The organism is Flavicella sediminum (assembly GCF_006381105.1).
Classification (GTDB): domain Bacteria; phylum Bacteroidota; class Bacteroidia; order Flavobacteriales; family Flavobacteriaceae; genus Flavicella; species Flavicella sediminum.
In genome coordinates this window covers 210,068-229,790 of sequence record NZ_VDET01000007.1, presented here as the reverse complement: position 1 = coordinate 229,790, position 19,723 = coordinate 210,068, and the positions used below count along the sequence as shown (strand labels likewise).

The following is a 19,723-nucleotide window of genomic DNA, read 5'->3' as shown; positions in this document are numbered from 1 at the left end:
ATTTTTGTTAAATAGTAAATTTGTAATAAAATAATAGCGGATATGAAGAAATATCATTTAGATGAAGTGGATCATCAGATTTTAGATATGTTAATTGAAAATGCAAGAACTCCTTTTACGGATATTGCTAAAAAATTATTGGTATCAGCAGGAACGATACATGTTCGTGTTAAAAAGATGGAGGAAGAAGGGATTATTAGAGGTTCTACTTTGACGCTAGATTACGAGAAAATGGGTTATGCTTTTATTGCTCATATTGGAATTTATCTTGAAAAAACTTCCATGACCAAAGAGGTGATTGCTAGTTTAAAAGCAATTTCTAATGTGACTGTTGCGTATGTGACTGCAGGGAAGTTTAATATTTTCTGTAAAATTAGAGCAAGAGATACGGAAGATGCTAAAAATATCATCTTTAAAATTGACGATGTTCCGGGGGTAAATAGAACGGAAACTATGATTTCTTTAGAGGAAAGTATCAATGATAAGAAGCGTATGATGCACGCAATTTTTAGAGACTACTAAGAGTGTTTAAAACATAAAAAAAACTCATCTAGGTTAGCTTAGATGAGTTTTTTTTATGCTTAATTTTTGTTTATTTCTTGTTGTTGTAGTAAAGGTAGTTTGTTGAGTGGTAAAAAGCTTGCAATAAGCTGTCCATTTTTTTTGCGGTCTCTGGTTCTGTTGCTTCAATATTGATCAATTTGTCCTTAGATAAATCGTACAATGCTGTTTTTTTTGTGTGAATAGTTCTCGTGTATGCGTAACCATCTTTTAGTAGTTCTATGCCGGGTTCACCTTGTTTCATGTAAATAAATGATGCTTTTTTAGTACGTGTGCTGTCTAATAGGTCAACTCCTAAAGTGTAATTCGTGTAGTCTATTTTAGCAAGTCCTGCGGCGGTGGGGTATAGGTCAATTAGGTTTGCATGTGTGTTTATTTCTTTAGCTTTAACAAATTTAGGTGCGTGTATAAAAAAAGGAACATGATGCATGCTTAACCCTAAGGTAAATTCTTTTCGTTTCATAAAATCAAATTCATTCATTGCGGTGTTGTGGTCTCCGAAGAAAAAGAAAATAGAATTGTCGTAATACCCAGATTTTTTAGCTCTTTTTAAAAAGATGTCTATATTGAAGTCTAAGTAGCGCAAGGCGTTTAATTGTGCAACCGACTTAAATCCTGATTTTTTCAGCAAATCGGCGCTGATTTCGTCTTCTTGTAAAGGTTTGTAGCTCTCTTTTTCGTCGGGTACCGTAAATGGCATGTGGTTGGTAGCTGTTTGTATATAGGTGATAAAGGGCTTGTCTTGTTGGTGAAGTTTTACGAGTTCTTTGTCGGCTTCTTTAAAAAGTTCGTAGTCGTCAATACCCCAAACGTCAGCTCTGTTTTCGGTTTCATAGCTTCCTTCTTCAAATATTTTTAAATCTTTGATATTCGATTGGAATAAACCTCTGATATTGGCCCAGTTCGCACTTCCGCCAAGAAAATACAATTTTTCGTACCCTTTAAATTGGTCAAAAATTATTCGTTGATCTATAACCATCGGGTTTCTTGAAGCTGTTTTTACCATGTCTACATCGGGTAAACCTGTAATACTTGCAAATACGCTTCCTGCGGTTCCTGCCTTATGTACAAAGAAATTTGTAAAATGAATACTTTTCTTTACAATACTGTCCATTTTAGGAGTGCTTTGTATAGGGTTTCCATAAAAACTCATGGGTGCAGCGCCTACAGATTCCATCATGACTACGATGATGTTGGGTTGTTTGTCGTGTTTTTCTTTAAAAACTACCTTTCTTTCAAATGAAATACTGTCCTTTGGAAGGTTTAGATAGTCTGCAATTACTGGGTAGTAACTTTTAGTGGCTTCTAAATCAAACCCTGTGCTTCTAAACGCAAAACTATCAAAGAAATAAAGGACTGGGTTTAGGGTAAATTGGTTGATTTGATTGTCTTTAGAGAAGAAAGCTTGGCTCCATCTTAAAGGATAATGCGAGAAACTATTGTAAATACCAAAAGCCATTAAAAAAAATGGAACAATAACGAAAAAGGCTTTTCTTTTTTTGCTGACAATTAAGCTGTTGTTTGCATAAAATTCATAGATTTTTTTACTTACAAACCCGATAAAGGTTAGGAAAATAAGCAACAAAAACAGACCTTTGAAAATAGGATAGCTCTCTATTAATACTTGTGTCGATATCTTAAGGTCGTTAAAAAAGCGCAATGATGTTGCATCCAATCGCGTACTTAGGTATTCGTAATAGCCAAAATCAAATAAATAGAATAAGGTTAATACTAGGTAGCTGGTTGTTAAATAGGCAATGCTGATTTTTTTAAATATTTTTTTTATGAAAAACTTCGTATTAAAAATAAAAATTAAAATAGCTAGTGGAAACATTGTAATCATGGCTAGTTTAATGTCAAATCGTATTCCGTAAGCAATGGCTTGTGTGATGTCTTTTTCACTGGCTTTGCTTAAGTCTGCGAAAAAATGATAGAATAAGGCTCTGTGTACAGAAATGTATAAGAATACAAGAAGGATCTGAGTAAAGAGGTATTTTATATAACTCGGTATTTTTTTTAACATCTAGTTTGTTTCTTTTTGAAAGTCTTTTTTTATTCTCTGCAAATGTAGTCAATTTGGTGATTTTGATTTTCATGATTGCGACTCAAATTCCATGAAAATCAATTGTTTTTAGGTTTGGCAATTCTGTAGCTGTGCTTTTTAACTTTTATTAAGGGAAACTAGCCGGTTTTATATTTTACCATCTCCTAATTGTTGTTATCTTTACGCTCTTTAAGAATAAGAGAAAATACATGAGTTTATATAAAGAAAATTCGCTTAAAATTTACAATTCCTTAAGCAAAGAAAAAGAAGTTTTTAGTCCGATAAATGAAGGAGCAGTTGGAATGTATGTTTGTGGACCAACGGTTTATAGCAATGTGCATTTAGGAAATGTAAGGACTTTTATGTCGTTTGATTTGGTTTTTCGTTACCTAAGGCATTTGGGTTTTAAAGTGCGTTATGTGCGTAATATTACAGATGCTGGTCACTTAGAAAATGATGCGGATGTGGGTGAAGATAGGATTGCGAAAAAAGCTAGAATTGAGCAAATAGAGCCTATGGAGGTTGTACAGCGATATACAGTAGATTTTCATGATATCTTAAAGCAGTTTAATAATTTACCTCCTAGTATTGAGCCTACGGCTACTGGGCATATTGTTGAGCAAATTGAAATCATCAATGATATTCTTGAAAAAGGATTGGCGTATATTGTTAATGGCTCCGTGTATTTTGATGTGTTGAAATACAATGAAACGGAAAAATACGGAATTCTTTCGGGTAGAAATATCGAAGATTCTATTCATAATACCAGAACGCTAGATGGACAGTCTGAAAAGAAAAATCCACAAGATTTTGCTTTGTGGAAAAAAGCAAGTCCTGAGCATATTATGCGCTGGCCTTCTCCTTGGAGTGATGGTTTTCCTGGTTGGCACCTAGAGTGTACGGCTATGAGTACAAAGTATTTGGGAGAGCAGTTTGACATACATGGTGGCGGTATGGATTTAAAATTCCCGCATCATGAATGTGAAATTGCACAAGCCAATTGTACAAACGGTAAAAATCCTGTAAATTATTGGATGCATGCAAATATGTTGACTTTAAACGGTCAAAAAATGGCAAAGTCGACAGGGAATAATATTTTACCTGGAGAAATATTTTCAGGTGAAAACGATAAATTAGAAAAACCTTTTACACCAAGTGTTACTCGTTTCTTTATGTTGCAAGCGCATTATAGAAGTATTTTAGATTTTTCTAGCGCAGCAATTGAGGCTTCTGAAAAAGGATTCCAAAAATTAATGCAAGGTTTGCGTTTGTTGGGTGGTTTAAAAATATCAGCAAGTTCTTCGTTGGATATTTCAGCATGGAAAGATAGTTGTTATGCTGCCATGAATGACGATTTTAACAGTCCGGTTTTGATTGCACAATTGTTTGAAGCTGTGAAATTTGTGAATTTGGTAAACGACGGGAAGGAAAGCTTGACTAAAGAGGATATAGAGCTGTTAACGCAAACATTGAATGCTTTTGTTTTTGATGTATTAGGTTTAGAAGATGAAGCTGGGCAAGATGATTCAGGGAAATTAAGCGGTGCTATTGAGTTATTGATCAAGCTTCGTAAAGAGGCAAGAGAAGATAAGAATTGGTCGTTGTCAGATCAAATACGTGATGAACTGGCAGATTTAGGCATACAGTTAAAAGATGGAAAAGAAGGAACAACGTTTTCCGTTAATTAATTGAAGAAATTACTGACATATCCATTTGTGTTGTTGGTTCGCTTGTATCAAGTTATGATATCGCCGTATACACCTTCTACATGTCGATATTCGCCTACATGTTCGCATTATACCATTGAAGCTTTGAAAATTCATGGTTTGTTTAAAGGAGGGAAAATGGCGGTTAAAAGAATTTTTAGTTGTCACCCTTGGGGTGGAAGCGGTTACGATCCTGTTCCGAAAAAAGAATAAAAATACTAATTGCGAAGTAATTCGTGAATAAATAAAAAATAAATGAAATTATTAGCCATCACTTGGGATCCTAGTTTGGGAATCGATTTAGGTTTTTTTGTTATCCGTTATTATAGCTTAATGTTTGTATTGGCTTTTGGTTTGGGGTTAAATTTAATGAAACGAATTTTTGTCAATGATAAAATTCCTTTAGAGAAACTAGATAAATTATTTATATATACGGTTTTGGCAACTATTTTAGGGGCCAGATTGGGACATGTTTTCTTTTATGACTGGGCTTATTTTCAAAATCATTTGGCAGAAATTTTATTACCTATTAAACTGTCTCCTTTCCGATTTACCGGGTTTGCAGGGTTGGCAAGTCATGGAGCTGCAGTAGGAATTATTACAGCTTTGTATTTTTACAGTAGAAATATTTTAAAGAAGCCGCTTTTGTTTGTTTTAGATAGAGTGGGTATCGTTGTTGCTTTGGCTGGTTTTTTTATTCGAATTGGGAATTTGATGAATTCTGAAATTATTGGAAAAGCTACAGGAAGTAATTTTGGAATTATTTTCAAAAAATTAGGAGAAGATTTTCCTCGTCACCCAACACAATTGTATGAAGCGTTTGGTTACTTATTAGTGTTTTTGATTTTGTGGAGAATGTATTGGAAGACAAATAAAAAAGAGCAGTTAGGATATTTGTTCGGATTTTTCTTTGCAACATTGTGGTCAGTGCGTTTTGTGATAGAGTTTTTAAAAGAGGCACAGATAGATGGGAGAGAAGATTTGTTTTTGACTTTGAATACGGGACAATTATTAAGTATTCCGCTTATTTTAATAGGTTTGTATTTTATGTATGCATCTAGTAAGCAGGGGGTCAAGAAAAATTAGTTGTTTTTAATGAAGTATAAAAAAGCCCACGCTCTAAAATATAGAGCGTGGGCTTTTTTTTTATGTGTGGTTTGTTTTTATGCGAATTTACAAATGATTCCACCCATCAATGCGATAGATACAATCCAGTAACTGCTGTTGATCAATACGTATTTAAAACTTCTTTTTTCAAACATTGCATTGGTTCCCATAACAGGTAAAACAATTAAAAGTCCAACCATAGTTCCATGAAGTGCTCCATGAGGAAATGTTCTAAATCTTGTTCCGTATTTACTCATAAAATCAGTAAAGTAAGCATTTATGTCTGATCCAACCTCTAAAATCCCTGGCTCGTCTATCAGTACGGAGAATACGCCAAATTGATGAATTACTATTGGGCTTAGCATAAAGGCTAATAAAAAGCTTAGTAGGTAGCAATAAACAAAAATCATCGGATTTGGTTTCCCTATAGATTCTGGTGTAAACTGACATTCTTTCATCCAGGCTTTTCCAAAAACTTTTGGATTGTACCAAATAAATCCCATAAATAATGGGATGATAGCTGCTACGGCGGTAATAATTAAATTAAATTTCATGAGTTGATTTTTTTTAAATTAGGTAGGTAAATATAATTAATAAAACGCAATTATTAACATAGGTAAATAATTGCGTTATTTTGCGATGAGCTGTTTTAAAACGAATGTACTGTTGTAAAGTGCTCATTTATTTAAACAGGGGCTTTAGTTTTACGAATTCGGTTTTACGAAATAATATTTCTAAAAGTTAAATTGATTCTGGGCTTGTCTATCTTTTTTGAAGGTGGAAGTCGATGTAGCCAGTGTTCTTGGGTTTTTCCTTTCATGACTAGTAAACTGCCTTTTTCTAAAATTAAAGAAATTGTTTGTTTTGTGGTTTTGTGTTTGAAAGCAAATTTTCTTGCGGCTCCAAAACTTAAGGAGGCTATAATCGTTTCCTTGCCTAAAGATTTTTCGTCGTCACTATGCCATGACATTCCTTCGCTGCCGTTGTGATATAGGTTTAGCAAGCAGGAGTTAAATGTGGTTTCTGTTTTTTGTTCCACTATTTTTTTTAATTCTAGTAGTGCTGCGGTCCAGTTATGAGCGACTTTTGTGGTGTGGGAGTAAGTGTAAGCGTAGTTTTTTTCTCCGTACCAGGCGACTTTTCTTTTGGTGATGATTCTTTTTCCGAAAAGTATAGCTTCGTCGTTTTTCCAGTGAATGGTATTTAAAAGTGTGTCGAAATAATTGTGCGCTTCTTTTGTGTTGAATATTTGGTCTTAAAAAACAGCTTCTCCGTCATATGGAAGAATATTGTAAATCGGATTGGGATTGAATAAATTCATAGTTTGTTGTTGGTAAAAATCTTTCATGCAAAATAAAAATTATTCTGGTAAGACTGTCATTTAAGTTGTTGAAAACGAATTTTAAAATATATATAACACTAATTATTTATTTTTTTAGAAGTTAATATGTTGTTATATAGTGTTTTGAGTTTTTTAGATGCTACTATACTATTTGACCGTTATTGTGAGGGTTTAAAACTATCTATACTTTTGTAACTATACTTTTGATAGTTGTTTGCGCTAAAAAAGTATTTATCAATAAAGAATTAGATATGAAGGGTTTTGAACAAATAAATAAAGGCTACAATACGGTATTCGAAAAGAATGAATTGAGTATTGGTGTTGTGGTGCCAATTGAGAAGTATACTTCAGGACCAGTACCTACAATGATCGGACATCTAAATCGTGTAAAGCAAGTAGAGGAATTGGGTTTTAAAGCTTTGTGGATACGCGATGTCCCCTTTAATGTGCCTTCCTTTGGTGATGCAGGTCAAACTTTTGATCCTTTTACGTATTTAGGCTATTTGGCAGGACAGACTTCTAAAATTGCATTGGGTGTTTCTAGTATTGCCTTACCGTTGCATCACCCTGTACATGTAGCAAAATCTGCCGCTACTATTGATCAGTTGTCGGGTGGGCGATTGATTATGGGAGTTGCCTCTGGAGATCGCTTTGAGGAATATCCGGGAATGGGAATCTCTTATGAAAAGAGAGGGCAAAGTTTTAGAGATGCTTTTACTTATATTAGACAGGCGCAAAGTGATTTTCCTGTTCTTGAAAACAATATGCATGGCGAATTGAATGGTCGTATTGATGTTTTACCAAAAGCGACTGGGAATAAAATCCCAATGATGCTAACGGGGTTTAGTCAGCAGTCTATGGAGTGGAATGCAGCGAATGGCGATGGGTGGATGTATTATCCAAGAAATTTAGGTGAACAACAGCAAACTATTAAGCAGTGGAGAGATCTGATTCCTGTGTCTCAAGAATTTGACAAACCTTTTTTGCAGCCCTTGTATATCGATTTACAGGAAAAGGATGATTTTAGACCACAGCCTATTCATTTAGGTTTTAAAACAGGAGTGAATCATTTGATTCGATATTTGCAACATTTACAAGAAATAGGTGTCAATCATGTGTCTTTAAACCTACGTTTGAATACTATGAATATGGATAAAACACTTGAGCTATTGGCAGCCAAGGTATTGCCTAGGTTTCAAAAGAGTCATAAATAAAAAAAACATGAAGAAAAATATTTTAATTACAGGTAGTACCGATGGAATTGGGAAGTTAACGGCAATACAATTCGCAAAAGAAGGACACAATGTGTATGTGCATGGTAGGGATTCTGAAAAAGTGGGTAAGTTGGTTGCGGAAATTAAAAACACTACAGGAAATAAGAAGGTGTTAGGTTTTGTTGCTGATTTCTCCGACTTGAGTCAAGTGAGAAAAATGGTCCTTGAAGTGCGGGAAAAAGTGTCAAAATTAGATGTTTTGATAAACAATGCAGGTGTTTTTAAAAGTCCAATTTCTATGACTGAAAAAGGATTGGATATTCGCTTTGTTGTAAACTATTTAGCACCTTATGTATTAACAAATGGTTTGCTAGATTTGTTATCGGTTACTTCAAAGGCACGGATTGTAAATGTGAGTTCGGCAGCGCAAGCTCCTGTTTCTTTAGAAGCTTTAAGTGGAGTGTTGCAAGTCTCCGTAAATGAAGCTTATGCGCAAAGTAAATTGGCATTAACTATTTGGACCATGGCATTGTCAAAACGTTTAAAGTTGGTTTCCGTGTTGGCTGTAAACCCAGGCTCTTTATTGAATACAAAAATGGCAAATGAGGCCTATGGACAATTTTGGGCGCCAGCTGAAAAAGGAAGTTCAATTTTGTATGATTTGGCGGTTTCTTTAGCGTATAATGAAATGACAGGTGTGTATTTTGATAATGACAAAGGTGAATTAAAAGGGGTGTTTTTTAAAGCGCATCCAGATGCATATGATTTAGAAAAAATGGAAGTATTAGTAGAACAAACGGAAAAAATAATAAAAACAAACTAAAAATAAATAAAATGAAAGCAATAGGTTTTAAACAATCGTTAGCGATTACAGAAGAGAATAGTTTTATCGAATTTGAAGCAGAGATGCCAAAGGCTAGTGGTTTCGACTTGTTAGTAAAAGTAGCAGCGAATTCTGTAAATCCAGTCGATTTTAAAATTAGACAATCTTTAGAAGCAGGTACTGTTTTAGAAGAGCCAAAGGTGATAGGTTGGGATGCTGTGGGTACAGTTGTTGAAGTTGGGGATAAGGCTACGAATTTTAAAGTAGGTGATCAAGTGTTTTACGCAGGTGATATTACCAGAAGTGGAAGTAATGCGGAGTATCAATTAATTGATGAACGCATTGTAGGGTTGAAACCTAAGAATTTATCCATAGCAGAAGCTGCTGCGATGCCATTGACTAGCTTAACGGCTTACGAGGCTTTGTTTGATAGAATTCGTATTGACCCTGTGAAAGATGCGGGTAAAAGTATTTTAATTCTTGCAGGTGCTGGAGGAGTGGGGTCTATTGCGATTCAGTTGGCTAAAAAATTAACGAATTTAACTGTAATTGCAACGGCTTCTCGTCCAGATTCTATTCAATGGTGTAAAGATATGGGGGCAGATTTCGTGGTAAATCACCATAACTTAAAAGAAGAGCTTGTGAAAATTGGGCATAGTGAAGTAAATTATATTTTAGATTTTGTTGATCTTGAAGGGTATTGGGAGACTGCCGCTGAAATTATCAAGCCGCAAGGTCACATTGTTTCTATAACAGGAAGTAGTCAACCATTGAATTTAGATTTGTTAAAGGTGAAAAGTGTTAGTTTTTCTTGGGAGTTGATGTATACGCGTTCTATGTTTGCTACGGAAGACATTGCTAGACAAAGTGTTATTTTGAACCATGTGTCAGAATTGTTAGATACAGGCGTTTTAAAATCTACTTTAACGACCACTATCGAAGGTTTTACTTCAGGTAATTTGAAAAAAGCACATGCTTTACAGGAGTCAGGAAAGTCTATAGGAAAAACAGTGCTGTTGTTTTAGAGGTATAAAATAGTTTAGAAATAAAAAAACATCTACTTTTTTAAGTAGATGTTTTTTTTTGAAATTAATTTTAAGGACTGCTTCCTAGTTTTTTACAATTTTATGAGAGCTATAGTTGTCCGAATTTTGAGTTCTTAGAATATAAATTCCTTTTTCAAAAGAACTGGTGTTTATAGCTAGTTCATGATTAAAGATTGATTGAATTTTAGAGTAGAGTAGTTTTCCTGAAACTGAATATATGGAAACCTTTGCTTTTTCATTGGTATTATCCGGGAAATACAGTTTTAAATTTGTTGAAAACGGAGAAGGAGAAACCTGAATCTTATCGTTGATGAAAATTTCCTTAGTAAAATTACCTTGACAGTTTTTACCTGTTTTCACTTCTATTTTATTAGTTCCTGTTTGAAGTGCTAGTTGAAAAGTGTTTGAACTTGTTTCGTAACTACTACCATTTAAGGTAATTGTGTATTTTTCTGCGCCACTTAGATCTAGATCTGCAGTTTTTGTTCTGTCGTTTACTTTTGCTGAAACGTTTAACTCTTCAACTTCTTTGATGTTTATAAACATCGTCTGGTTAAAGTCGGGTTGGTCTGTGCTATTTAAAGTAAGTTCAAATATTCCCGCTGCTAAGTTTTCAAAACTTGTGTTTTGGGTGAAGTTTTTCACTTCATTAGTTTCTGTAAGCTTTGCTATATAATTCCCTTTATTTTCGGTGTTTATTGTTATTTTTCCGTTTGCTACTCCTGTACATGTTTGTCCTATCGATTGGATTTTAAAATTTGAGCTTGAAATGGGTTTTTGATGAATTATGATGGTGGCATAATCGGCATATCTTCCGTCTGAAGTACTTGCCCAAATTTTAGTATTTCCTTTTCCTGTAGCTGTAATTACACCATTTTGATCGACTTTGGCTACAGCGGTGTTTTCAGATTTCCAAACCAAGGTTTTGTCGCTGTGTTTGCTTTGAATTATTACAGCTGTTAATTTGTTGTTTGAGCTATTTTTAAAATCAATTACTTTAGGTGTTACTTTAACTACTTGTACCGGATCTGGGGTGTTGATTTTTCCTTTGTAAAAACCACTTCCTAATGTGGCTAGCCATAATTCATTTGGGTTTTGAAGGTCAAATCGAACATCTTCTATATGGTTGGGTGAAGCAATGTTTGTGTTATTTTTCGCCCAAGTAAGCCCTCTGTCTTTGCTTAAAAATACACCTGGGTTTTTTGCCAAATGATCCACTGTGCTTACAAGTAAATTATGGTCATAAACACATACATCAAATCGTTCTGTACCTGGGTAAGAGAAAATTTGCTGCCAGTTTGTTCCGAAATCATCGGTATACCAAATACCATCACCGTTTCCTCTGTAACCTGTGGTGATGTATAATCGATTGGTGTGGTCTATAGAAATACTATTGACACCGTGCACAGAAGAAGGAGTGTTTACTTTGGTCCAGTTTTTTCCACGATCGCTTGTATGGTAAAGTCCACCATTGGCAAGCGGTAAATTGTAGTCAAAAGCATTTTTTTCTGCGGCAACAAATAAAGATTTTCTTGAAGGGTCTCTAGGGTCAAATGCTATATCTTCAATTCTAGCTGGGGTCGGTAAGCCATTGTTTCTAGGTGAAAACGTTTTTCCTTGATCGTCGGAATAATAAAAACCTCCCATGTTAATTTTAGATGCTGTTCTGATGTCGGTTATTCCAAAGTAAAAATTCGTATTATCGATGGGGTCAATAGTTAAGGCATTGGTGTAAAAATCATCACCCCAAGCATTGGTTGCAGGTGTTGCTACACCATGATTGGCCCAATTAAATCCTCCATCTGTACTTTTAAATATATTTTGTTTTTTTGCTTGTCTGCTAGAGGTACCGTAAATTGTTTTACTGTCGTACGGGTCAAAAGCCATGGTAATTACAGTTTCTTGAGCACTTTCAATAAATTTTAAAGCTTGTCTAGAATCTGGGCTGTCGTTAGTGGGAATCCAAACACGGTGTTCTCCAGAACCTAAAATAGCGGTTTCATAACGTTTGTCCTGTGCAATATGTAAGGCAGGTAAATTACTGTTTCCATGACCAATTATATTTCCATCAGGTGTATAATCTTCATCCATTTGTTGCCATGTTTCTCCATGATCTTTACTTAGCATGGTGCTATGGTCAGAAATAATCATGACACTTCCATCAATACCAACATCTAAACCACGCATAGAACGTAAGGCATAGTTGTTTCCAGATTGCATATGTGGCGATTCATGACCAACCTTCATGTTTTCATGGTAAGGATTTCCTCTAGAGGTCCAGTAAGCTTTGTCGTTTTCCCAAACATGTTCGTATAATCTTGCCGTGTTGATCCATTTTTGACCTCCATTACTGGTCGTCCACAATCTTCCTGGAACAATAGAATTGGCAATTTGTGGATCTGCAAAACCAACATATAAAGCATCTTCACGACTTGGGTCAGCGCTGATCATGTTAAAAATTTGCAATGCTTTTGTGGGTTTAGTCGGGTAGGTAGTTTTAGCTTCAGCAACTGAAATACCAAACCACATAGCAATGTATTTGTAGTAGTTATCAGAAACACCACCCGTTAGTTGATTGATGTCTAATCCTAAATCTCCTGAAATATTTGTCCAAGTAGTCCCATTGTCAGAAGATTTAAAAATACCACCTGTGCATTTTGTAGAACTCCCGTTTTTAAGGTATTGAACCTGGTCGATAGCGTATAAAATAAATTTTCCTGAATTTTTATTGTAGTAAAAATCCATGTCCATTATAATTTCATTGTCTAATTGTCCTGAAGAAATATTTGTCCAAGAGTTTCCTCCGTTATCAGATCTGTACAAACCGTAGTTAGAAGAAGCAAATACTTGTTGGGAGTTTTTAGGATTTACAATAATTCGTCCTACTTGCGCTTTGTTGTGCAATCCTGAGTTGCTTAATGTCCAGCTAGTTCCTCCGTTATTGGTTCTCCATAATTTACCTTCATTGTCGGCAGTTAGTCCGTGAGGAGCCGCTGCGGTCATGGTTTTGTAGCACGATAGCCATTCCTGGCCTCTTACATTGGTCCCACCACCTACAAACCAGGTGTTTTTGTCATTTGGATCGATGGCTAAGGAAGCAACTTTTTTCTTCCAACCTGATTTGTCATAGCCTTCATTGTCTTTTTGGTACCAAGGACAGTTTTTTAAATAGGTCCAATTTTTTCCAAGATCTTCAGTTTTCCACATTCTTGAAGATTCAATAGCCAAACCGAAATTTGCGTCTTGTGGCGAGTAATACAAATCTCTTATATGGAAAAAATCTCCATTTCCGTCAGAATCTTTTAAATTGTACCATTGTTTTCCGTTGTCTTCAGACTGGTAGATATTCCACATGTCCGGACATAAAACAACCAATTCAGGAATGGTAGGGTGGTAGCGAAGTAAATTGGCGAATCCAGCATTTCCAGGCCCTACTTGATCCCAAATTACAGTTTTTTCAGAGGCAACTCTTTCGGTTTCAAGTCGACTAAAGAAATCTGCCGATTTTTTTTCTTGCGCCAACAAAGTATGTGTTGTAAATGCTATTAGAAAAATGGATAGATAAGTGTACAGTTTTTGTTTCATAGGTAAGGATTCGGGTTTAAATAAAAAGTAATAGTTTTTGATGTAGTCATTAAAATTTTAACGTGTGTATGCTCAAAACTTTTCTGTAATACTCAAATTGACCATATTTAAATCAATTCACCAAGTTTTTGAACTAGACAAAAACTGATATTGTACATATGTTCCGTAAATGAAGCCAAGCAGTGGGTATTTCTATTGTAAATTGTTTGCTTTGTAGTGGTAAAGAATAAATAGAGTTATTAAAAGGCAAATTTGGATTATTACTAGGATTCAGAATTCTTTAGTTTTGAAAAGTAAACAACGGGGTGAACTTGTAAATAAAGTTCTTATGTAAAGAATAAAATTAAAATTTAAAATGAAAAACAATCAATTCCTAATGGTTTTTGTTGCTGCTGTTTTTATGGCGGGCTTTGCGCGAGCACAAACCAAGGGCAGTCGGCCTAATATTATTGTTATTTTAGCAGATGATTTAGGTTATGGTGATGTGGGGTTTAATAGAGAAGCAAATTTTCCTGAAGATAGAGGTATTATTCCAACGCCTCATTTAGATAAATTGGCAGCAAATGGTGTTGTGTGTAAAAATGCGCATGTAGTACATCCCTTTTGCGGACCGAGTCGAGCGGGTTTGTTGACAGGTGTGTATCCTCATAGGATTGGTGCTCAATACAATTTACCAAACGAAATTCGTAGTGAAATAGGAATTCCTGCTGGTGAAACATTTTTTTCAAAAGTATTGCAAAACCATAAGTACAGTACAGCGGCTTTTGGAAAATGGCATTTAGGAACTAAAGAAGGGGTTTATCAACCTTTAGACCGTGGTTTTGATTATTTCTTTGGTTTTTTAGGCGGGGGTAAAAATTATTTTGAAAAAGAGTATGAGGCTGCTTTCTATAGAAGGTTGGGAACAAAATCGCCTGTACTCAATGAGTATCAAGATCCGTTGCAAAGAAATAGAGCGTATATTTCAAGAGATGAATTTAATGACGATGCTTATTTAACAGATGTTCTTACAAACGACGCGATTGCCTATATAGCTGCTAAATCGAAAGAAAAAGATCCGTTTTTTATGTATATGGCCTACAATGCACCACATACGCCTTTACAAGCACCGGCAAATGAAATTAGTCAGTTTAAAAAAGACAATCCGAATTTTGAGAACTTGGTAAGAAATAGCAAATACATTACGGAGTCTGCTCCCGTTCAAAAAGCCAAGAGTGAGGAGAAAAGAAAAGAGCTTATAGAGAAATTTGTAAGCGCTAGAGTAACCTATGCCACGATGGTTGCTAATTTAGATACTAATGTGGGGAAATTAGTAGCTGAGCTGAAGAAAGAGGAAGGTTTGTTTGAAAACACACTTATTGTTTTTTTTAGTGATAATGGTGGCTATACCTATAGCAAAGGAGCGGTGAATTATCCGCTATATGCTTTAAAAGGAAGTGTTTTTGATGGAGGGCACAAGGTGCCGATGTTTATGCATTGGCCAACTAAAATTAAAAAGAAGCAAGTATACAATTATGAAATAAGTGCTTTGGATTTGTATCCTACCTTTGTTGATTTAGCAGGAGCTAAAATTCCAAAAGGAAAAAAAATAGATGGAAAGAATTTTATGGACGCCATCATTTCCGGAAAAGATACGAGAAAAGCAGGAGAAGCCATTTTTATTTTACGACCTCAAAACGGATTTCATAATGGGGCTGTTATTTCTTATCCATGGACAATTGTAAAAACTGGTGGAAATGGCAAATGGCAACTGTTTAATACTGTAAAAGATCCGGGGCAGACAAAAGACCTGAGTGCTTCTGCTCAAGGAGCTGATAAAATAATAGCCGATTTGCAAAAGCAGACTGTTGCTTGGACAAATGAATTTAAGGATGTGAAACCTGCATGGTTTGATCATGAAAGAGGAGATGGACACCCGCATCGTAAATTATGGTACGAAACGGGAGTTTTACCAAATTTTGAAAAGTTTTTGAGTCTTCAAAATAAATAAGAAGAATTTTTAAAATCAAATATTAAAAAGACCTGCTTTTCTGCTAAGTAGGTCTTTTTATGTTTCTTAAAATCTAGTTTTTCTAGACGGTACCGTTTTTTTTGTCTATATAAAGTACAGTTTTCTGTTAGCAATGTTTTTACATAAAATTTAAAATCCGCAGTAACTTGCCAATTCAATAAAAAAAGAATTAGAAGATGGTAAAAAAGAACTTCAAAGAATTATTGTTGATTGGCTGTGTGTTATTTGCTTTGGCGTGTACTAAAAGTACAGCACAAGATGTTAATGAGGAGCAAGAAACTGAAAAAGAAAAAGAAGAAGTTGAGGAAGAAGAAGAGAAGGAAGTGACTGGACCATATTTTGTAGGAGCTGCAGATCCTTCACCTTCAGAAAAAAAATGGGTAAAAGTTGAGAACCTCTCGGATGAATTTAATGACGGGATTTTTAATGAAGAGAAATGGCATAAAGTTCCTGATTCAAATGGTTGGACATGGATAGGAAGAGCTCCAGGTTTGTTTCAGCCAGAAAACGTAACGGTAAAAGATGGCTTTTTAAATGTAACAACACAAAAATTTTCGAGTCCGAAAACGGTAAAAGGAAATACATTTACACATGGTGGGGGTATTGTACGTTCTATTGCTTCAGGAAATCATGGTTTGTATTATGAATGTAGAATGAAAGCCAATAAAACCATTATGTCTTCTACTTTTTGGTTGGCTATGAAACAAGGCTGTCCTAGAAAACTAGAATTAGACATACAAGAATGTGTAGGACGTGTGCATAGCGGCACACATAGTTGGGCTACAAAATGGGATCATATATTTCACTCCAATGCTATTCGACATAAACGAAGCTGCGATACGGATGAAGAAACACGAGGAAGTGGAAGTGTAAAAATGACAGAAAAAAATAGCGATCGATTTTTTGTGTATGCTTGTTGGTGGAAATCTCCTACAGAGTTACAGTTTTTCTTAGATGGTAACTATGTGTATTCTGTAACACCAACTACAGATTTTGATGTGGAAGGTTTTATTACCATGGCTATTGAAACCTATGATTGGAATCCTGTAGATGAAGAAGGAAGTGTTTTTGAAACCGGTAGTCATGACGATTTAACCACAAAATATGATTGGGTAAGAACATGGAGCTTAGAAGATAAGTGATTTGTGAATTTTAAATCTTAAAAGTTATAGGATAGAAAAGAAGACTTTCGGGTTAAAAACATCGTTGATTTATAAGTTTTTGAAAATAAGTGAATTAATATGTTGTTTATCTAAATATTGTCCCCATCTTTGTGCTTTTAAAATAAAATATTAAATTACATTACAATGAGTAAAGGAACAGTAAAATTTTTCAACGAGTCTAAAGGATTTGGGTTTATTACAGAAGAAGGAGTAGAAAGAGATCATTTTGTACACATTTCTGGTTTAGTAGACGAAATTCGTGAAGGCGATGAAGTTGAATTTGAATTAGAAGAAGGTAAAAAAGGATTAAATGCAGTTAACGTAAAAGTTATCTAAGACATATACTTCAAGATTTTAAAAGCCCATCAATTAATTTTGATGGGCTTTTTTGTTGTTGCTAATTTTAGGAAGCTGTATTTCTCATGGTGCAAATAGCGTTGAACTGTCCTGCTGCCATGTTTTCCGAAGCCATTTTTGCTCTGTTGGCCAGATTCCCTTCAAATAAGGAGTCAATGGTAGTATGCCATAAGCTTACCCAGTGTTCAAAATGAGAGGCTGCAATAGTGTGGTTTAAATTTTTATCCACCGTTCGGTGTGCTAAGGTTGGGTTTCCTTTAAAACAAGCTTCTCCAAAAAGTGCTGTTACCCAAAAATCTGTTAGTTTTTCTAAGTGAGCAGGCCATTGTTCTTTTTTAATATGGCTGTTAAAAATAGGTCCTAATAAAGAATCTTTTCTTATGATATCATAAAAAGTATGTACTAGCAAGCGGATGTCTTTTCTTTCTTTTATGTCTTTGAGCATCTAAGTGTTTTTTTAGAATTTGTTTGAAGTAAAATTTGCCAACCTGCCTATAAAGGGCAAATTGACAAATTTAGTTGGGTTATTTAATTGTATTTATTTTCTTTTGAAATTGTAAATGGTTTCTGAAACAGTAAACCAACAGAAATAAAAGATTCCAACAGAGAAAATAATATCACCAATCATACGAAGCCATTTTAAAGTCTGTACCGTTGGTGAGTATAACAATTCAGCATCTCTAGCAAAAGAATAGCCTTTTGTAATAGAAGTGTAGGCTTGAATAATTCCGATAGGAAGTAAGCTGAAAAGTACCATAGCTACCAGTCCGATGTTTAAAAACCAAAAGGCACGAACTAATTTTTTGCTTTCCCAAACTCTGTCTGAATAAAAACGCAAACAAATTAAAATAAAGCCCATTCCAAGCATTCCGTATACGCCAAACAAAGCTGTATGCGCGTGGACTGCAGTAGTGTTTAAACCTTGAATATAATACAAAGCAATAGGAGGGTTGATTAAGAATCCGAAGACTCCTGCTCCAATAAAATTCCAAAAAGCTACGGCAATAAAGAAAAAGATGGGCCATTTGTATTTTGCCATCCAAGGTTTACTTTTTAAAAGGTTCCAATTTTCTCTAATTTCAAAACCCATTAAAGTCAAAGGCACTACTTCCAAAGCACTAAAGGTGGCTCCTAAAGCAATGGCTTGTACGGGTGTTCCTGAGTAATACAGGTGATGCAATGTTCCAATAATTCCACCTGCTAAAAATATGGTGGCTGAGGCAACAGATACTCTTCCTGCGGTTTTGGGTGAAATAATTTTCATTTGAGAGAAAATATACGCTATTACTACGGTAGCAAAAACTTCAAAGAAACCTTCTACCCAAAGGTGTACCAACCACCATCTCCAGTAGTTAATTACAGGCAGACTGCTGTTTTCTCCGTACATCAAACCAGAGAAAAAGAACATTCCAATTGCCATCACAGAAATTAATAAAATAATTAATAAATGTTTGGAAGCATCATTTTTACGAATGGCAAAAATAATATGTCTACTAACCATCACTACCCATAAAACCAATCCTATTCCTAAAAATATTTGCCAAAATCTACCTAAATCCATGTATTCATATCCTTGGTGTCCAAAGAAGAAATTCGTAGTTAGATCTAAAAATTGGTGTACGCCCAACCATTCACCAAGCATAGATCCTAAAACAATAACGAGCAATGCAATGAATAAAAAATTAATTCCAAAAACTTGGTATTTCATTTCTTTACCGGAAATCATGGGGGCTAAAAATAAACCAGTTGCCAACCATGTAGCAGCAATCCAAAATACGGCTAGTTGTGTATGCCAAGTTCTAGTGACAGAATAAGGTAAATAATTGGCCAATTCAAATCCGAAAAATGCTTGTCCTTCCACGGTATAATGCACGGTAATAATTCCTAATACCACCTGTAGGCAAATCAATAAGGAAATAACAATGAAGTATTTTAACACCGCTTTTTGCGATCTCACAAACTTTAAATTTACCAAAGGATCTGTATCTGGTTTCGTAAGAGATTCTCCTTTTTCGTGGTTCAATAAATAATAATAGGTTAGAATTCCAATAAATAAAAGCAACAGTACTATAGATAATCCAGACCAAATAATAGAATCATCAGTAATGTTGTTGTCTATTAAAGGTTCATGCGGCCAGTTAGAGGTGTAGGTGTAATCCTTACCTGGTCTGTTGGTGCTTGCTGCCCAGGAAGTCCAAAATAGAAAGGCGTTTAATTGTTCTAATTTTTCAGCATCTACCAAAGCACCTTTCGGAATAGCATATTCTGCTTTTCCTTCAGAAAAAATAGAGGTATAATGCTGAATGTTACTTTTTATGGCTGCTAATCTGTAGCTAGAAAGGGTAATAGATTGATTGTTCTTATTGAAGGTGTTTGTCTTAACATCTTGAATCAATCTTGCTTTTAGGGCTGCTTTTTGTTCTACGTTTAGGTTTTCGTAACTGTTGTTAAAATCTTGTTGCGACCAAGCTTCAAGCATAAAAACAGCTTCTTTGTGAATCCAGTCTGCAGTCCAATCTGGAGCTACATAACTTCCGTGTCCCCAAATAGAACCGACTTCCATTCCTCCAATAGATTCCCACACATTTTGACCAATTTGTATGTCTTCTTTTGTGTAAAGAATTTCATTGGTTTCTTTAATAATTACCGATTGTGGTATTGGGGGTTGTGTTTGGTAGACTTCCGTTCCAATCCATATAAGTGCTATAAATGAGAGTACGACCACACTTATAAATCCGATCCAGGTTTTTTTCATTTTATGATA

The 19,723-nt window shown here is 35.0% G+C and carries 15 protein-coding genes and 1 pseudogene; 10 read left to right on the top strand and 6 right to left on the bottom strand.

Annotation, left to right across the window (positions count from 1 at the left end):
* The first annotated feature begins 42 nt into the window (after positions 1–42).
* Complete coding sequence (locus FGM02_RS08910) at positions 43–522, top strand: Lrp/AsnC family transcriptional regulator (RefSeq protein ID WP_139958016.1); 480 nt, start codon at positions 43–45, stop codon at positions 520–522.
* A gap of 70 nt (positions 523–592) precedes the next feature.
* Here the strand turns inward: FGM02_RS08910 and FGM02_RS08905 are convergent, their stop codons facing one another.
* Positions 593–2,584, bottom strand: a complete 1,992-nt coding sequence (locus FGM02_RS08905; protein WP_139958015.1) for an LTA synthase family protein — start codon at positions 2,582–2,584, stop codon at positions 593–595.
* A gap of 230 nt (positions 2,585–2,814) precedes the next feature.
* On the opposite strand from FGM02_RS08905, the gene cysS reads away from it, so the two are divergent.
* Genes cysS through lgt form a run of 3 tightly spaced genes read left to right on the top strand, consistent with a single transcriptional unit; the run spans position 2,815 to position 5,397 of the window.
* Positions 2,815–4,293, top strand: a complete 1,479-nt coding sequence (gene cysS / locus FGM02_RS08900; RefSeq protein WP_139958014.1) for a cysteine--tRNA ligase — start codon at positions 2,815–2,817, stop codon at positions 4,291–4,293.
* Positions 4,294–4,524 carry a membrane protein insertion efficiency factor YidD gene (yidD, locus tag FGM02_RS08895; RefSeq protein ID WP_139958013.1) on the top strand — a complete coding sequence of 77 codons (231 nt, stop codon included), beginning with the start codon at positions 4,294–4,296 and terminating at the stop codon, positions 4,522–4,524.
* Positions 4,525–4,566: 42 nt separating this feature from the next.
* The gene (gene lgt, locus FGM02_RS08890; RefSeq protein WP_139958012.1) at positions 4,567–5,397 is read left to right on the top strand and encodes a prolipoprotein diacylglyceryl transferase; all 831 of its coding nucleotides are present in this window, start codon (positions 4,567–4,569) and stop codon (positions 5,395–5,397) included.
* Between the two features lie 77 nt (positions 5,398–5,474).
* Here lgt and FGM02_RS08885 read toward each other — a convergent pair whose 3' ends face one another.
* Complete coding sequence (locus tag FGM02_RS08885) at positions 5,475–5,972, bottom strand: DUF1761 domain-containing protein (protein ID WP_139958011.1); 498 nt, start codon at positions 5,970–5,972, stop codon at positions 5,475–5,477.
* 164 nt (positions 5,973–6,136) lie between these two features.
* Positions 6,137–6,739, bottom strand: a pseudogene (locus FGM02_RS08880) (alpha-ketoglutarate-dependent dioxygenase AlkB family protein).
* Positions 6,740–7,011: 272 nt separating this feature from the next.
* Here FGM02_RS08880 and FGM02_RS08875 point away from each other — a divergent pair.
* Genes FGM02_RS08875 through FGM02_RS08865 form a run of 3 tightly spaced genes read left to right on the top strand, consistent with a single transcriptional unit; the run spans position 7,012 to position 9,822 of the window.
* A complete protein-coding gene (locus FGM02_RS08875; protein WP_139958010.1) occupies positions 7,012–7,974 on the top strand; it encodes an LLM class oxidoreductase in 963 nt (320 codons plus the stop codon).
* A gap of 7 nt (positions 7,975–7,981) precedes the next feature.
* The gene (locus FGM02_RS08870) at positions 7,982–8,797 is read left to right on the top strand and encodes an SDR family NAD(P)-dependent oxidoreductase (RefSeq protein WP_139958009.1); all 816 of its coding nucleotides are present in this window, start codon (positions 7,982–7,984) and stop codon (positions 8,795–8,797) included.
* Between the two features lie 11 nt (positions 8,798–8,808).
* Positions 8,809–9,822, top strand: a complete 1,014-nt coding sequence (locus FGM02_RS08865) for a zinc-binding alcohol dehydrogenase family protein (RefSeq protein ID WP_139958008.1) — start codon at positions 8,809–8,811, stop codon at positions 9,820–9,822.
* Between the two features lie 84 nt (positions 9,823–9,906).
* Here the strand turns inward: FGM02_RS08865 and FGM02_RS08860 are convergent, their stop codons facing one another.
* Entirely contained in the window at positions 9,907–13,428 is a 3,522-nt protein-coding gene (locus FGM02_RS08860) for a VPS10 domain-containing protein (RefSeq protein WP_139958007.1), read from the bottom strand.
* A 355-nt stretch (positions 13,429–13,783) separates the two neighbouring features.
* Here FGM02_RS08860 and FGM02_RS08855 point away from each other — a divergent pair, with 355 nt between their 5' ends.
* From FGM02_RS08855 to FGM02_RS08845, 3 genes are all read left to right on the top strand, one after another.
* A complete protein-coding gene (locus tag FGM02_RS08855; RefSeq protein WP_139958006.1) occupies positions 13,784–15,418 on the top strand; it encodes a sulfatase family protein in 1,635 nt (544 codons plus the stop codon).
* 197 nt (positions 15,419–15,615) lie between these two features.
* Positions 15,616–16,581, top strand: coding sequence for a LamG domain-containing protein (locus tag FGM02_RS08850; RefSeq protein WP_243739382.1), 966 nt, complete (start codon positions 15,616–15,618; stop codon positions 16,579–16,581).
* Positions 16,582–16,746: 165 nt separating this feature from the next.
* Positions 16,747–16,938, top strand: a complete 192-nt coding sequence (locus FGM02_RS08845) for a cold-shock protein (protein WP_139958005.1) — start codon at positions 16,747–16,749, stop codon at positions 16,936–16,938.
* Positions 16,939–17,005: 67 nt separating this feature from the next.
* Here the strand turns inward: FGM02_RS08845 and FGM02_RS08840 are convergent, their stop codons facing one another.
* Positions 17,006–17,404 carry a group III truncated hemoglobin gene (locus FGM02_RS08840; protein ID WP_139958004.1) on the bottom strand — a complete coding sequence of 133 codons (399 nt, stop codon included), beginning with the start codon at positions 17,402–17,404 and terminating at the stop codon, positions 17,006–17,008.
* Positions 17,405–17,497: 93 nt separating this feature from the next.
* The gene (locus FGM02_RS08835) at positions 17,498–19,714 is read right to left on the bottom strand and encodes a nitric-oxide reductase large subunit (RefSeq protein ID WP_139958003.1); all 2,217 of its coding nucleotides are present in this window, start codon (positions 19,712–19,714) and stop codon (positions 17,498–17,500) included.
* Positions 19,715–19,723: the final 9 nt, after the last annotated feature.